General features: G+C 65.6%; 11 protein-coding genes and 2 pseudogenes. 7 read left to right on the forward strand and 6 right to left on the reverse strand.

Features of this window, described 5'->3' with window-relative positions; translation table 11 throughout:
- Window positions 1–2: 2 nt before the first annotated feature.
- From AC5ZH6_RS07885 to AC5ZH6_RS07900, 4 genes are all read right to left on the reverse strand, one after another.
- Entirely contained in the window at window positions 3–818 is an 816-nt protein-coding gene (locus AC5ZH6_RS07885; RefSeq protein ID WP_006370956.1) for an ABC transporter permease, read from the reverse strand.
- Window positions 819–849: 31 nt separating this feature from the next.
- Window positions 850–1,752 carry an ABC transporter ATP-binding protein gene (locus tag AC5ZH6_RS07890; protein WP_496168877.1) on the reverse strand — a complete coding sequence of 301 codons (903 nt, stop codon included), beginning with the start codon at window positions 1,750–1,752 and terminating at the stop codon, window positions 850–852.
- Between the two features lie 944 nt (window positions 1,753–2,696).
- The gene (locus AC5ZH6_RS07895; RefSeq protein WP_006370958.1) at window positions 2,697–3,116 is read right to left on the reverse strand and encodes a hypothetical protein; all 420 of its coding nucleotides are present in this window, start codon (window positions 3,114–3,116) and stop codon (window positions 2,697–2,699) included.
- 97 nt (window positions 3,117–3,213) lie between these two features.
- The gene (locus AC5ZH6_RS07900; protein WP_496169192.1) at window positions 3,214–5,154 is read right to left on the reverse strand and encodes an APC family permease; all 1,941 of its coding nucleotides are present in this window, start codon (window positions 5,152–5,154) and stop codon (window positions 3,214–3,216) included.
- A gap of 270 nt (window positions 5,155–5,424) precedes the next feature.
- On the opposite strand from AC5ZH6_RS07900, the gene AC5ZH6_RS07905 reads away from it, so the two are divergent.
- From AC5ZH6_RS07905 to AC5ZH6_RS07915, 3 genes are all read left to right on the forward strand, one after another.
- A complete protein-coding gene (locus tag AC5ZH6_RS07905) occupies window positions 5,425–6,108 on the forward strand; it encodes an MspA family porin (protein ID WP_288338037.1) in 684 nt (227 codons plus the stop codon).
- Between the two features lie 64 nt (window positions 6,109–6,172).
- A complete protein-coding gene (locus AC5ZH6_RS07910; protein WP_288338038.1) occupies window positions 6,173–6,844 on the forward strand; it encodes an MspA family porin in 672 nt (223 codons plus the stop codon).
- Between the two features lie 195 nt (window positions 6,845–7,039).
- The gene (locus AC5ZH6_RS07915; protein WP_288338045.1) at window positions 7,040–7,951 is read left to right on the forward strand and encodes a cation diffusion facilitator family transporter; all 912 of its coding nucleotides are present in this window, start codon (window positions 7,040–7,042) and stop codon (window positions 7,949–7,951) included.
- Between the two features lie 37 nt (window positions 7,952–7,988).
- On the opposite strand, the gene AC5ZH6_RS07920 is transcribed toward AC5ZH6_RS07915, so the two are convergent.
- Window positions 7,989–8,636 (reverse strand): hypothetical protein, encoded by a 648-nt coding sequence (locus tag AC5ZH6_RS07920; RefSeq protein ID WP_288338039.1) that lies wholly within the window; start codon window positions 8,634–8,636, stop codon window positions 7,989–7,991.
- A 224-nt stretch (window positions 8,637–8,860) separates the two neighbouring features.
- Here AC5ZH6_RS07920 and AC5ZH6_RS07925 point away from each other — a divergent pair.
- From AC5ZH6_RS07925 to AC5ZH6_RS07940, 4 genes and pseudogenes are all read left to right on the forward strand, one after another.
- Window positions 8,861–9,390, forward strand: a pseudogene (locus AC5ZH6_RS07925) (TetR/AcrR family transcriptional regulator).
- Window positions 9,391–9,833: 443 nt separating this feature from the next.
- Window positions 9,834–10,100 (forward strand): annotated as a pseudogene (locus AC5ZH6_RS07930) (response regulator transcription factor); the annotation flags it as partial.
- A gap of 96 nt (window positions 10,101–10,196) precedes the next feature.
- A complete protein-coding gene (locus tag AC5ZH6_RS07935) occupies window positions 10,197–10,460 on the forward strand; it encodes a winged helix-turn-helix domain-containing protein (RefSeq protein WP_288338046.1) in 264 nt (87 codons plus the stop codon).
- A gap of 3 nt (window positions 10,461–10,463) precedes the next feature.
- Window positions 10,464–12,227 (forward strand): sensor histidine kinase, encoded by a 1,764-nt coding sequence (locus AC5ZH6_RS07940; protein ID WP_288338040.1) that lies wholly within the window; start codon window positions 10,464–10,466, stop codon window positions 12,225–12,227.
- On the opposite strand, the gene AC5ZH6_RS07945 is transcribed toward AC5ZH6_RS07940, so the two are convergent.
- Window positions 12,127–14,151 carry an acetoacetate--CoA ligase gene (locus AC5ZH6_RS07945; protein WP_288338041.1) on the reverse strand — a complete coding sequence of 675 codons (2,025 nt, stop codon included), beginning with the start codon at window positions 14,149–14,151 and terminating at the stop codon, window positions 12,127–12,129. The genes AC5ZH6_RS07940 and AC5ZH6_RS07945 overlap by 101 nt on opposite strands.
- Window positions 14,152–14,219 lie beyond the last annotated feature (68 nt).

Genomic DNA, 14,219 nt, shown 5'->3' on the forward strand with positions numbered 1-14,219 from the left:
GATCACTGCCGTGCCGTACTGCGACTGTAGAAGAACGAGGCGGTCGAGGCGAAGATCACCGCCCAGATGATCACGTTGGCGACGGTCACCCAGAGCGAGATGTGGGTGCCGTACACGGTGACACCGTGATCGAGCGGATACCGCGCGAGCGTCACGACCCCGAACATCGGTGTGAACTGCGCGATGGTCAGCATGACGCCCTTGAGGGGGACGAACACGTTGCCGGCGAAGGCCAACAGTGCCAACACGCCGCCCATCACCTGCATCGCCCCGTCGGATTTCATGATGCTGCCCACGGCCAGACCGAAGGCGGCGAACACCGATGCGCCGATCCATCCGAGCAGCAGGCAGGCGATCCACACCCCGACCGGGGCGTGCGCGCCGGTGGCGACCCCGGCGACCGTGAGCACCAGGATCGGCAGCGCCCCCATCGCCAACGCCACGCACACCTTGGTGGCCACGTATCCGGTGGGTTGCAGCGGCGTCATCATCAGGGTGCGCGTCCAGCCGGCCTGCTGTTCGAGTGCCACCGACGCAGCGTTGGAGGCGGCGGCGAGGACAGCACCGTAGACGGCCATGCCGATCAGGACATAGAACGCAACATTGCCCGAACCGACTGTGTCAGAGGACTTCTGGGTAGCGCCGAAAACGAGATACAGCAGACCGGGCATGGCGACGGTGAAAACCAGGGCACGCCGATTGCGTAGGACGCGGCGGATGTCGGTGCGCATGTACAGGGGCGCGGGAAGGAATCCGCGGAGTGCGGTGTCGTGTGACGCCGATCGAGGTGCGGCGGACGAGGCCGAGGCGGTGGTCATGGCGGGAGCTTTCTGTCGAAGGGTGGTGGAGTCAGGCAGCGGAGGTGAGGGCGAGGAACGCGTCTTCGAGGTTGTGCGTGGCGATCTCGACCTCGCGGGCGTTCGTGCCCGTCAGCAGGGCGCGGGCAAGTGCATCGGAATCCTTGGCGGACAGGTAGATTCGCCCGCCTCGGCGTTCGACGACCTCGAGGTCGTCGATGGCGCGTGCGACGGCGGCGAGTTCGGATTCGTCCACGATCGCCGAGACGACACGTCGGCTGGCCATCGCGCGGATCTCCGCGGTGGAGCCGTCGGCGACGATCCGACCGTGCGCGATCATGATGATGCGGTCGGCGAAGTCGTCGGCCTCGTCGAGGTAGTGGGTGGCGAACACGACGGTGCGTCCGTGTCGGGCATCGGATCGCATGGCGGACCAGAAGTTCCGGCGGGATTCCACATCCATGCCCGCGGTCGGTTCGTCGAGGACGATGAGGTCGGGGTCGGGCAGGGTCGCCAGCGCGAACTTGAGCCGCTGCTGTTCACCGCCGGAACAGCGGGACACCTTGCGTCCGGCCAGATGCGCGATGTCGGCACGGGCCATCGCCGACTCGGCGTCGGCGCCGCGGCCGTGCAACGAGGCGATGATGCGGACGGTCTCTTCGACGGTGAAATCGGGCAGCAGACCACCGTTTTGGAGCACCGCGGCGATACGTCCGCCGCGAGCCGCAGACCGCGTGCCCTGCCCGTACACCTCGACCGAGCCCGAATCCGGTTGGGTCAGGCCGAGGATCATGTCGATCGTCGTGGTCTTACCCGCGCCGTTGGGGCCGAGGAAGGCGACGACCTCTCCCGGTGCAACGGTCAGATCGAGGCCGTCGACGGCGGTGACCCGACCGCCGTCCCCGCCCCGGAACGTCTTGCGAAGATCTCTCGTGCGGATTGCTGGTGTGTTCATGCATCTCACGGTGCCGTCGACGCCCCGCCCGTCCCCAGAGCAGATGTCATCGATCGTCCATGACGTTTGTCATGTGTCGTGTCGCCGCACCCCTTCGACATCCACACTTCGTTGTCGTCAGTTGTTGCTACGTGGGGGATTCGTTGCGTCGTTGCCTTGCGGCGTCTCGAGGCTCCTCGCCTGGCGGCTCGTCGCACCTCGACGATCGGGTGAAGCGCACCGTTTGTCGGGAATCGTCCCCTTCCGATGGTCGAGGACGGATGTTGTGGTCGGGATCGCCGTCCCCATCCGATGGTCGAGGAGCGCCGAGCGAGCGCAGCGAGCACGTCGCGTCTCGAGACCAACTGTGCGACAGGGCTGGTATGCGCCGGTTACGAATATGGTTTCCACCGGAGCGGGTGGGCGACCCCGAAATTCGGGGTTTTTGGGCCGATTGTGTGGAAGTTATATTCGTAGTCGGCGGTTATTGCCACACCGGCCAGTCAGGTCCGGCGTTATCTCGCTGCGTCTCGAGGCTCCTCGCCTGGCGGCTCGTCGCACCTCGACGATCGGGTGAAGCGCCTCGTTTGTCGGGGATCACCCCCCTCCGATGGTCGAGGACGGTTGTTGTGGTCGGGGTCGCCGTCCCCATCCGATGGTCGAGGAGCGCCGAGCGAGCACGTCGCGTGTCGAGACCAACTGTGCGACAGGGCTGGTATGCGCCGGTTACGAATATGGTTTCCACCGGAGCGGGTGGGCGACCCCGAAAATCGGGGTTTTTGGGCCGATTGTGTGGAAGTTATATTCGTAATCGGCGGTTATTGCCACACCGGCCAGTCAGGTCCGGCGTTGTCTCGCCGCGTCTCGAGGCTCCTCGCCTGGCGGCTCGTCGCACCTCGACGATCGGGTAAAGCGCCTCGTTTGTCGGGAATCGCCCCCATCCGATGGTGGGCAGGGTAACCCGACTAACGCCAGCAACCCTGCAGTGTCTGGAAGTCGCCGGCGAAGGCCATTCCGGTTCCGGTGCAGGTGGGTCCGTGCACACCGTCAACGGTCACCGAAGCGCCGGGTCCGGCGATGCCGATAGCCAGTCCGGGTCGTACCCCGGTCATGGTGACCGAGGCGTTGGGGCCGATGGCGATCGCCGCGGGCCCGGCGTAGTTGGTGGCGGTGGAACTGGCGTGGCCGCCGTCGGCGGTGATCGCCAGGCTCAGACCGGTGTTCGATGCACTGGCCGAACAGCTCTCGCTGGAGGCGGTCTGGCCCGGCAGGGCCGGACAGACCATCGGAGCGGCTGCGGCGTGCGGTGCGGCGGCGAAGGCGATCGCGCCGGCTCCCGCGGTGGCGACGGCGAATCCGAGTGCGAGGCGGGCTGGTGAACGCATGGTGTTGCTCCTCGATGTCAGTGATGGACGGACATCAGGGGTTCGGTGTGCTGCGCGTCACGGATTGCCCGCGGTATCCACGGGATGGTGTGGAGCGTCAGCCGACGTGAATCACGGGCCTGCGTGCGACATCGGGCTCGGCCCGACGCACCACCTCGCGGGTCACCGCCGCCACCTCACCCTGCCCGATGAACAAGAAGCGCAAGATGTTGACGATCGGATTGTCCTCGCTCCATTCGAAATAGACGTTGGGGACGAGGTCGGTCCAGTCACGGATGGCGAACAGGGTGGACGCGATCGTGTTCGGTACCGCCGCCGAGCTCACCCACAGGATGCGGAAGCCGCCCTCGTGATAGCGCCCGTGGATTTCCAGGTCGGTGACGAAGTCCGATGAGTCGGTGACGTTGACCTCCAGGAACACGATCTGATCGGCGTCGGGGATGTGGCTCTCGGCGCGTTGCTGCAGTTCCTTCTCGCGATACTCGACCAGCGAGCGATCGTCGGGGTCGTGGGTGACGATGTGGATCTCGCCGGCCAGTGCGGCACCGTCGATGATCTGCTGAGCAGTCTCGTCGAAGGTGATCTCCCCGCTGCGCAGCTCGAACGAGCGACTGACCCGGGATGCGAACGACAGGATGAGGATCGCGGCGATGAAGAACGCGGCGACCTGCACACCCTCGGGGCGTTCGATGATGTTGGTGACGGTGGTGTAGCAGAACACCAGGGCGATACCGCCGAAACAGATGGTGGCGACGCGCCGGCGATGTTTGCGTACCGAGAGCATGACCGCGATGGCGGCCGAGGTCATCAGCACCAGCACACCGGTCGCGTATGCCGAGCCCTGTTTGTCGACCGAGGCGTCGAAGTAGATTGTGACGCCTGCCGCGATCAGGATGAACACGACCACCAACGGACGGTTGGCGCGCGCCCAGTCCGGTGCCATGCCGTACCGCGGGAGGTAGCGCGGGACGAGGTTGAGCAGTCCGGCCATCGCCGACGCCCCGGCGAACCACAGGATGAGGATCGTGCTGATGTCGTAGACCGTGCCGAAGGCGTTGCCGAGGTCGGCGTGGGCGAGGAACGCCAGCGCACGTCCGTTCGCCTGGCCGCCGACGTCGAACGCCTTCTCCGGGATGAGGATCGTGCACACCAGGCTGCTGGTGATCAGCAGGATGCTCATGGTGACCGCTGCGGTGGTCAGGAGTCGGCGGGTACCGGCGATACGAACGGTCGGGCGATCCGGCGGATCGTCCGGGGAGCCGTCGATCTGGGGCATCACCGCCACACCGGTCTCGAATCCGGACAAACCGAGTGCGAGTTTCGGGAACACCAGCAGCGCAATCGCGATCATCATCCACGGACTGCCGTGTTCGGCGGTCATGGCGTGGCTCCAGTCGACAACGACGTGGGGCGAGGTCGCGATGCGCCACAAACCGTCGGCGATGACCACGACGTTGAGCGCCAAGTAGATTGCGACGAGCCCGACGGCGACCGCGATGGCCTCGGTGAAGCCGCGCAAGAAGATCGCGGCGAGGAAGGCGAGGAACACCAGGGTGATGGCGACGTTGTGTCCGGTGAAAATGTCCGGAACGAACGGATTCTCGATGAAGTGCGCGGTGGCGTCGGCCGCCGAGAGTGTCATGGTGATCAGGAAGTCGGTGGCCGCGAATCCGAGCAGGACGAGGACGAATACCTTTCCGCCCCACCACGGTAGGAGTCGCTCGAGCATCGCGATCGACCCGGAGCCGTGCGGTGAACGTGCGGCGATGTATCGATACACCGGCAGCGCGCCGAACAGCGTCAGGGCCACCAGCACGATCGTGGCCAATGGTGCGATGGTGCCGGCGGCCAGCGCTGCGATGCCCGGTTGGTACCCCAGCGACGAGAAGTAGTCGACACCCGTGAGGCACATCACCTTCCACCACGAGTGGGTTTTCGTCTCGGTGTTCGTGCGCCGGTACGGCCCCATCAAGCCCGCGGGTTCGGGAGAGATGTCGGACAGGAACCACCGTCGCATCGACGGGGAGAACATACGCATGGGCACTCGATGACTGTAGAGCCATCGCGCCGACGATGTGGGCGTACGCGGTCGGCCCGGGACACCGGTTCCTGTGAATCGACAAACTGCGACAAGTCGTACATTTCTATTTCCCAACAACTTTCGGCGACTTGGGGGTTTGCTTCTTGGTAGTGCGATCGACTCCGCTCGTACATCTCAGCGTTACGGCTCCGTATCTCTTAGCCCTCTACGCTTCGCTCGGTCGCCGATACCCGCGGCCACCCGGTACATCTTCTCCGAGGGGAAAACATGAGCACCTCTACGTCACGGCTGCGTCCGATTGCCGCGCGGGCGGCGGTCGCTGGCGCCGCGGCGCTGGGTGTGGGACTCGCGGTCGCAGCACCCGCCCACGCCGATGCCTTCGTCCGACTGCCCAATGGCACCGCTCAAGGCGACGGCCTGACCTTGACGCGCACCCACGAGACCGCACAAATCTCGCCATCGCTCGCCGACAACGGCCTGGGCCGCACCGCATGGGTCAGTGCGAACATCGTCCTGAAGGCCGACGGGCTGAAGGCTTCTCCCGCGGGCCCCAATAACGGTCCGGCCGGCGAGTCGACCTTGCCCGGTTCAAACGGCACCTCCACTGATGGTGCGGCCGCGACGTTGTCGGTTGGCTATATCATCGGTTGCCAGGTCAACATCAGCAACGCAACACTTGGTCTCTCGGGCAGTTTGGACGTCGTCAAGGACACCCTTGGTGGAACTGGAACCGCGAACATTCCCGTCGCGCCCGGCCAGGTCGTGTTCTATCAGCTGGACTACAAAGACATTGAGAAGTCGGGTACCTACTACTTCGACTATGACCGCGCGCAGTTGCAGATTCAGAATTGCGGCGGTTATGCGCAAGCCCGCTCGTTCGTGACTGTGGAAACCACCGGCAACAACCATCGCAAGATTAACCTCTACGGCGCACCGTTCTCGATCGGCTGACGCAAGCCAACGACATCCTCGCGTCGGCTTCGTCGACGCCTCATCACTTCCGAGGGGAAGACACATGACCATCACCTTCAAGCGTCTCATCGTATTGAGCGCGCCCGCGGCGATCGGTGCCGCCGCCGTGTTGTCGGTGGCCGGCGTGGCCGCCGCCGACGTGCATGTTGCACTGCCGTCGCAAACCGACACCCAGCGGCTCGGTGACGGAACAGTCGTCACCGTCACCCGCACCGGTGAAACGGCGAACATCAACCCGTCGCTCGGGGGAACGCCGTTGCATCGCAACGCGTGGGTGTCGGCGAGCTATGAGGTGCACACCAGTACCAAGGCGAAGAAGATCAAGGTGCAGGCCGGTTACATCGTCGGATGCCAGATCAATATCTCTGGTGCATCCGGCTCCGGCTCTGGTGGGGACACCATCAGTACGACTACAGGAACGGCATCGTCCACCACCGCAGGTGCCGGCGGTCAGCTGACCATCGGTCCCGGTCAGGCAGCCAATGTCTACGTCAACGACGTGGAAAGCGCCGACGACTTCGGTGCCGACAAGCACAGCACCACCGTCGGCTTCAAGGGGGTTGACTCAGCCAAGCTGAGCTACGTCAATGAGACAATCCAGGTTAACGGTTGCGGTGGATACGCTCAGGCTCGCTCGTACGCCAAGGTCACCGTGGTCACTGCCAATGCCGAACAGATCACGACCTTCTACGGAAAGCCCTTCAGCCTCGGTTGATCGCCCTCCCACAGGACCGAGACTGAATCGATGATCGCCGCACACCACCACCCGTTGAGACCCGGCTGGTGGTGTGCGGCTCGTTGCGTGGTCGGTGGGTCGTCGAGCCGAATGTGAGACGATCGGCAGATGGCAGTCGAAGACCGAGCCGACGATGTTTTGCGGGCGAGCGCGAGTGGGGCGCAATCGGAGTCGATGGTCACCGTGATCATCGCCTTCGCCATGAACATCCTTGTGGCCGTGGCGAAGACCGTTGCCGCGGTGATCACCGGGTCGGCGTCGATGGTCGCCGAGTCGGCGCACTCGTGGGCCGATGCGGGCAACGAGGTGTTCTTGCTGATCGCCGAACGGCGTGGTGGCCTGGGGCGTGATCGGGCACATCCGTTCGGCCATGGCCGGGAAACCTACATCTGGTCGATGTTTGCCGCCTTCGGCTTGTTCGCCGTCGGCGCTGCGGTGTCGGTGATGCATGGCATCACCTCGCTCTCGCATCCCGAGCCCGACGCCGACTACGTCGTCGGCTACCTCGTGTTGGCGATCTCGGCGGTTCTGGAGGCGACGTCGTTCATCCAATCGATCCGGCAGGCCCGTGCGGGCGGGCGACGAATCTCGATGCACCCGTTACGTTTTGTCAGTCGTACCTCCAACACCACGCTCCGCGCGGTGTTCGCCGAGGATGCCGCGGCTTTGGTGGGCCTGGCGATCGCGGCCACCGGGATGGCGCTGCACGAGATCACCGGGTCGGCGGTGTACGACGCGGTCGGTTCGATCCTGGTGGGCCTGTTGCTGGGCGTCATCGCGATCTTCCTGATCAAACGTAACGGCGAATTCCTGTTGGGGCAGAGTGCCTTGCCCGCCACCCGGCAGGCGATGTTGCGTCGGCTCCTCGACCACCCGGACATCGACCGCGTCACCTATCTGCACATCGAATACGTTGGGCCGGTCCAGTATTACCTCGTCGCCGCCATCGACATCCGCGGCGATCTGCGAGAGCACGACGTCGCGGTTCTGTTGCGCCGCATCGAGGCCGAGATCGAGGAGCAGGACGCGATCGTGGAGGCGGTACTCACGCTGTCCACCGCAGATGAGCCGTCGTTGACAGAGTGAGAATGGCAGGGGGCGGGCGGCCGGGTTCTGGACGGGGTTATCGGACGCGCGGGCGACACCGCCACGCGATCGCCACAGCGGCGAGCAGGTAGATGACGTCGCTGATCCACGCCAACGCGTCCGCCGATCCTAAGGTTGCGGTGGAGACGAATGCGTTCCAGCTGTAGGTGAACAGCAACGCGCTCGCCACGGCGAAGCGGTGGTGCGACGACCAACCCACCCATCGTGACGCGATACCGAGGAGGGTCAGCACCGCGACGATCGCGATGAGCATCAGCGAGGTGGCCAGTGCTGCGCCGTCGGCGCGGCGTCCCAGTTCGAACACGGCACCACCGATCAGCGTCAGCGCGAACAGGATCCACGGCGACAAGGTCTTGCGGGACGATCGCTCACCCCGGTCGACCTGACCACTCCGCCGCGACACCGCCGACGGGCCGAGGAGCGCGACAGCCACGAGGACTGCCGCAATGAGCAGGCACGTCCCCACCTGTGCCGGCGAAGCCAGGAAGTGGCCATAGGCGGGGTAATTGGTGGCGAACACGATGACCGCGCCGACGACGACGGCCACCGCTGTGCAGACCGCACCACGTCGTCGCAGCCATGGCTGTGCGGCGCGCGCCCCCTGCGACGACTCGATCAGCGCGATCGGCGTCGCGATATTCCAACCGATGTGCAGTGTCAGCACGAACACCGTCCAGGGGACTCCGATTCCCAACGCTTCGTTCTGCCCGCCTTCGCGCCCGGAGCTGCGGTCGCCTCCGGTCCGGTCGCGTCCGGCGCACCCTCCTCCGACGCCGTCACCCAGGTCCGGTCCTGAGCGCGACGGAGTGCGGGTCTGCGGGGTCCGGGTCTGGAGGATCCGGGACTGGGGTCGACGAGGTCGCCAACACCATCCTCGGTGCGGCCGAGATGTGTTTCGAGCGATTCGGCATCACCAAGACGACGATGGAAGATGTGGCCCGTGCCGCGAGGATGTCGCGCGCCACGGTGTACCGGCATTTCTCCGACCGGGAGAGTCTGATCATGGCCTCGGTGACCCGTCGTGCGCGGATGAACATCGAACCCGCACGGTCCTACATCGCGAACTGCCGGACACTCGAGGACAAGATCGTCGAGGGAATCGGCCACAATGTGCGCCGTGGTCGGCGTGATCCGATGGTGCATCTGCTCGTCTCGCCGGAGGAAATGACCCTCTCGACGCAACTGCTGTGGCGCTCGGGAACCGCCATCGACCTCACCTACGAACTCTGGGCCCCATCCTCACCGAAGCGCAGATGCTCGGTGAGATGCGCAAGGACGTCGACGTGCGACTGCTTTGCGAGTGAATCGCCGAGATCGAGATCGCCTACATCAGCCAGACCGACGGTTCCGACGACGCACTGAAACGGTTGCAGGAGAAGGTGCGCCGATTCCTGGTGCCGTCGCTGATTCCGGAATGACCGCCCGAACCACCGACATCGTCACAGCACAGTGCCCGGACCGCTGGTCGGCGGTCCGGGCACGGTCTCTGTGAGAGCGACGGCCCCAGACAATGCGCCTCTCGGCAAACGGCCGCTCGAAGCGGCAAATGGGGTGGGGCCCGGGGCAGACTCTGGGACCGTCGATGGCATCAACGCCGGTGGAGCGGCGCGGTATTCCCGCTCGCGCCGAACCGACGCGGGTGTCGGTGCCCAGGATGCTGCTGGTTCCCGTTCGACTGCTTTCCCCGTTCTCACCGCACAGGCTGGTGCCGGCTGTTTAGTCTCGAAACGTGGACGATCCAGCGAGCGGTACGGCTTCGGCGCGGGTGATCGATACGGCGTCCGCGAAGCAGCGGATCCTCGTCGTCGATGACGACGACGGCATTCGCACCGTGGTCTGATGGCAGCTCTGCGATGCCGGATACGCGGTGGTGGAGGCCGACGACGGGGCATCGGCACTGCAGGTCATGTCTCGTGAGGTTCCGCTGCTGGTGGTACTGGACCTGTCGTTGCGTGCCGTGGGTGGGTTGGCGGTACTCGAGGCGATCCGCGCCGGATGTGCCGGGACACCGCGTGATGTGCCGGTCATCATCCTCTCGGGGCGCAACGGTGAGTCCGATCGGATCGGTGGTTTGGACCTCGGTGCCGACGACTACCTGGTGAAACCCTTCTCTCCCGGCGAGCTGGCTGCACGCGTCCGATCGTTGCTCCGCCGGCGCGGCCCGACGACGTCCGCGCCCGTGCTGCAGATCGGACGGCTGGTGATCGACGTCGTCAGCCGTGAGGTGACCGTCAGCGGTGAGCGAGTCACGCTCACCGCCAAAGAGTTCGACCTCTTGGCGTTCCTCGCTCAGAATCCGCGTCAGGTGTTCACACGGCACCAGTTGCTCGACTCGGTGTGGCAGACCGGGGAGTGGCTGGGAGAGCCGACCGTGACCGAGCATGTGCATCGGTTGCGCACCAAACTCCGATACGCGAGCACCGATTCACTCATCCGAACGGTGCGGGGTGTGGGGTATCAGTTCGATCCCACCTCCGCGCCGAGTTGATCGATGTCGGGGAGCCGGGTTCCGGGACCCGACGACGAACTGTCGCCGTCGGATTATCCGGTATTGGTGCAGCGGCAGGCCGAGGTCCTGGAGCTCGTCGCGGCCGACGCCCCGCTGTCGGAGACCCTGACCGCGATCATCGGTGCGCTCGAGGAGCTCATCCCGGGAGCGAGGTGCTCGGTCCTGCTCGTGGACGCCGAAGCATCCGTGCTACGACACGGTGCCGCACCGAGCCTGCCGGTGTCCTATCTCGCCGCGATCGACGGCCTGCCGCCGGGGCCGCGCGCGGGGTCGTGCGGTACCGCCGCTCACCTCGGCATCCCGATCATCGCCGTCGACGTGCGCACCGACGAACGATGGGTCGACTATCGGCATGCCGCGGAGCAAGCCGGTCTTCGGTCGTGCTGGTCGTCACCGATCGCCGATCCGGCGGGGACAACGGTCGGAACCTTCGCCGTCTACCACGACACTCCGCATCATCCCGATGCGCGAGAAAGCTGTCTGGTCGACAGATTCACCTACCTCGCCTCGGTGGCCATCGAACACCGACGACTACTCGGCGATCTCATCGAGAGTGAAGAACTGTTCCGCCGGACCTTCGACGAGAATCCGGCGGGCCAGGCGCTGCTGGACCTCGACGGCACGATCGAGCGGGTGAACGCGGCATTCGTGGCGGTCAGCGGATACGCGCCAACCGAATTGATGGGCAGTGCACTGGATTCGGTGATCCCCGGGGGCCTCGTTTCCGCGGACGGGACGGAGCGGGAGCGCAGGTCGGCGAATTACGTCGCACGGCAGCACACGCATACGCGTCAGCAGCTGCAGTTGCATCGCCGGGATGGTGCTTCTCGACCGGTCGAGACCTCGATCTCGGTTGTCCGAAGCCGAGACGGTCAGCCGGCCAAGCTCGTCCTCAACCTCGTCGATCTCACCGAGCGACTGGCCGCGGAGTCGGAGCGAGCAGCGCGACTCGAGGCCGAAATCGCCAGGCAGACCGCCGAAGACCATGCCACCGCGAAGTCGGATCTGCTGGCGTCGGTCAGTCATGAGGTGCGTACACCGCTGCAGGCGATCACGGGGTTCACCGAATTGCTCACCACGCTCGATCTCGACGCCGAGCGTCGCGGAGAAGCGCTGTCGCGGATCAATGTCGCCGCGGACCATCTGCTGCGCGTCGTCACCGACGTCCTCGACATCAGTCGGGCCGAGGCGGGTGTGCTACCGCTGTCGGTTCAATCGGTGGACATTGCCGAGTCGCTGGAAGAGATCCTGCCGATGTTGGCCGCTTCCGCAGCCGACCGGGGAGTCGCCCTCGTGTCGGCGGTACCGCCCGGCGTCGTGGTGCTGGTCGACCGGGGACGCCTGAATCAGGTGTTGCTCAACATCATCGGCAACGCCATCCGCTACGGCCGACGCGACGGTGTCGTCGAGGTGCGCACAGCGACCACAGCCGAGACTGTCGTCATCGAGATCGTCGACGACGGATCGGGGATCCCCGCCGACTACCTCCCGCGACTGTTCACACCGTTCGCCCGGGCCCGTGACACCGAGGATGCCGGCGCGCCCGTCGGCGGTTACGGCCTGGGGCTGATGTTGACCCATGGTCTGGTGCGCGCCATGGGTGGAACGGTCACCGGGGCCAACGCCGACACGGGCGGCGCGGTCTTCACCGTGGTGCTGCCGGTCGGTTCCACACGGCCCGCCGCTCGCTCGCAAACCGCGCATACCACCGCACGACGTCCGGATCGTCGACCGATGCGAGGTTGATCGCCTGCTCCAGCGAGCGTCCTGCGAGCAATTTCTTGACGGGCACCTCGAGCTTCTTGCCGTTGAGTGTGTGCGGTATGGCCGGCGCCGCGACGATCTCGTCGGGGACGTGGCGTGGCGACAATCGGTCACGCAACGTGTCGGCGATCTGATGTCGGAGCGCATCGGTGACGTCGAATCCGGTTGCGGGGACGACGAATATGCCCAGCCAGTAGCCGCCGTCGGCGGTATCGACGCCGACGACCAGGCTCTCGGAGACCGCCGCGATCCCATCGAGGACATCGTAGAAATCGCTGCTGCCCAGGCGAACCCCGTGACGATTCAGTGTCGCGTCCGAGCGTCCATGGATTTCCACGCTTCCGTCGGAGTGCACCGTGGTCCAATCGCCGTGCTGCCACACGCCCGGCCACATGTCGGAGTAGGTGTCGAGATAGCGCGCGGCGTCGGGGTCGTTCCACAGATGAACCGGCATCGACGGCATCGGCGCAGTGACGACGAGCTCGCCCACCTCACCGACAACGGGCGCGCCGTTGTCATCCCATGCGGCGCAGTCGACCCCGGCCAGTCGGCCGCCGATGCGGCCGACCCGAACGGGGGAGTATTCGTTCGACCCGACAAACGAACCGGCGATATCGGTTCCGCCACTGGTCGAGTCGATGCGTACCTCGGGTCCGATGGTGCGCATCAGCCAGTGATATCCCTCCGCGCCCAATGCCGACCCGCTGACCATCACCTGCCGGATGCGGCTCAGGTCGAGGTCGTGGCGGGCGGCGGCCTCGCTGTGCATGGAGGCTGTCACGACTGCTGCACCGAGGAGCATCACGTCCGCGCGGGTCCGCGCCGCCACCTGCCACACCGCGCCCGCCGGATGGCTCGGACTGCCTTCGTAGAGGACGATGCCCGCGCCCTGGGTGAGTGCGCCGAGCTGCATGTTCCACAGCGCCCATCCGGTGGAGGTGTAGGTGAACATGCGCTCGCCGGGTCTCACCCCGCAATACAGGCCGGACCATTTGAGGCTCTCGAGAGTGATCCCTCCGTGACCGTGGACGAGCCCCTTCGGTGAGCCGGTGGTGCCGGAGGTGAACAGAACCCACAGTGGGTGTGAGAATTCGACCTGCTCGAAGGTGAGCTCGCCCGGCTCGTTGACGACATCGTCCCAGAGCACCGCGGTGTCGGCGGCGGGCGCGGGGAACACGTACGGCACGGTGATCACGTGTCGCACCGTCGGCAGGTCGATGCGCAGCTGGGCAACCACGTCGCGGCGATCGACCACCCGGCCGTTCCAATGGTAGCCATCGACGGCGATCAGCACCGTGGGCTCGAGCTGTGCGAGTCGTCCGACAGTGCCATCTGTGCCGAAATCGGGTGAGCAGCAAGACCATACAGCACCGACCGCTGCGCTGGCGAGAGCCGCGATCACTGCGTGTTCGGTATTGGGCAGGTAGGCGACAACTCGGTCGCCCACCCCAACCCCATGACGCCGCAACCAGGTGGAGAAGGCGCCGACGGAGTGGCGGAGTTCGGCAAAACCGATCTCGTGCGGCGTCGGATCGCCTTCGTGTACGCATACGAGCGCGACGTCGTCGTCGGCTCCGTGGCACAACACCCGCTGAGCCCAGTTGAGGCTGGCGCCGGGAAACCAGCGGGTGAACGGCATGGGATCGGCGGTGCGAATGCGAGCCGGGCCGGTCGAGAACTCGACACCGAAGTACTCGGCGATCGACGTCCAGAATCGGTCGAGGTCGGCGACCGACCAGTCCCAGAGGGCGTCGTGATCGGCGAACCGCAGCGACTCGCGGCGCTCCAGCCAGTCCAGGTAGGCACGCAGGGCGGAGCGTTCGATGCGCTCGGCCGACGGAGCCCACAGCACCCCTGCCTCATGCACGGGTGGTGGCTCGGTGGAGCCGTCAGGCCACTCATTCATGGCTCGAAGATAGTGTGGCGCAACGTCGGTGAAGGTGGACCCGCCACCTGTTGAGGATCTGTTGAGAC

This window comes from Gordonia sp. YC-XJ4 (assembly GCF_059511865.1).

Coding starts and splice junctions, on each gene's coding strand:
- AC5ZH6_RS07885 (WP_006370956.1), bottom strand. CDS start 818: ATGACCACCGCCTCGGCCTCGTCCGCCGCACCTCGATCGGCGTCACAC.
- AC5ZH6_RS07890 (WP_496168877.1), bottom strand. CDS start 1,752: ATGAACACACCAGCAATCCGCACGAGAGATCTTCGCAAGACGTTCCGG.
- AC5ZH6_RS07895 (WP_006370958.1), bottom strand. CDS start 3,116: ATGCGTTCACCAGCCCGCCTCGCACTCGGATTCGCCGTCGCCACCGCG.
- AC5ZH6_RS07900 (WP_496169192.1), bottom strand. CDS start 5,154: ATGCGTATGTTCTCCCCGTCGATGCGACGGTGGTTCCTGTCCGACATC.
- AC5ZH6_RS07905 (WP_288338037.1), top strand. CDS start 5,425: ATGAGCACCTCTACGTCACGGCTGCGTCCGATTGCCGCGCGGGCGGCG.
- AC5ZH6_RS07910 (WP_288338038.1), top strand. CDS start 6,173: ATGACCATCACCTTCAAGCGTCTCATCGTATTGAGCGCGCCCGCGGCG.
- AC5ZH6_RS07915 (WP_288338045.1), top strand. CDS start 7,040: ATGGTCACCGTGATCATCGCCTTCGCCATGAACATCCTTGTGGCCGTG.
- AC5ZH6_RS07940 (WP_288338040.1), top strand. CDS start 10,464: ATGTCGGGGAGCCGGGTTCCGGGACCCGACGACGAACTGTCGCCGTCG.
- AC5ZH6_RS07945 (WP_288338041.1), bottom strand. CDS start 14,151: ATGAATGAGTGGCCTGACGGCTCCACCGAGCCACCACCCGTGCATGAG.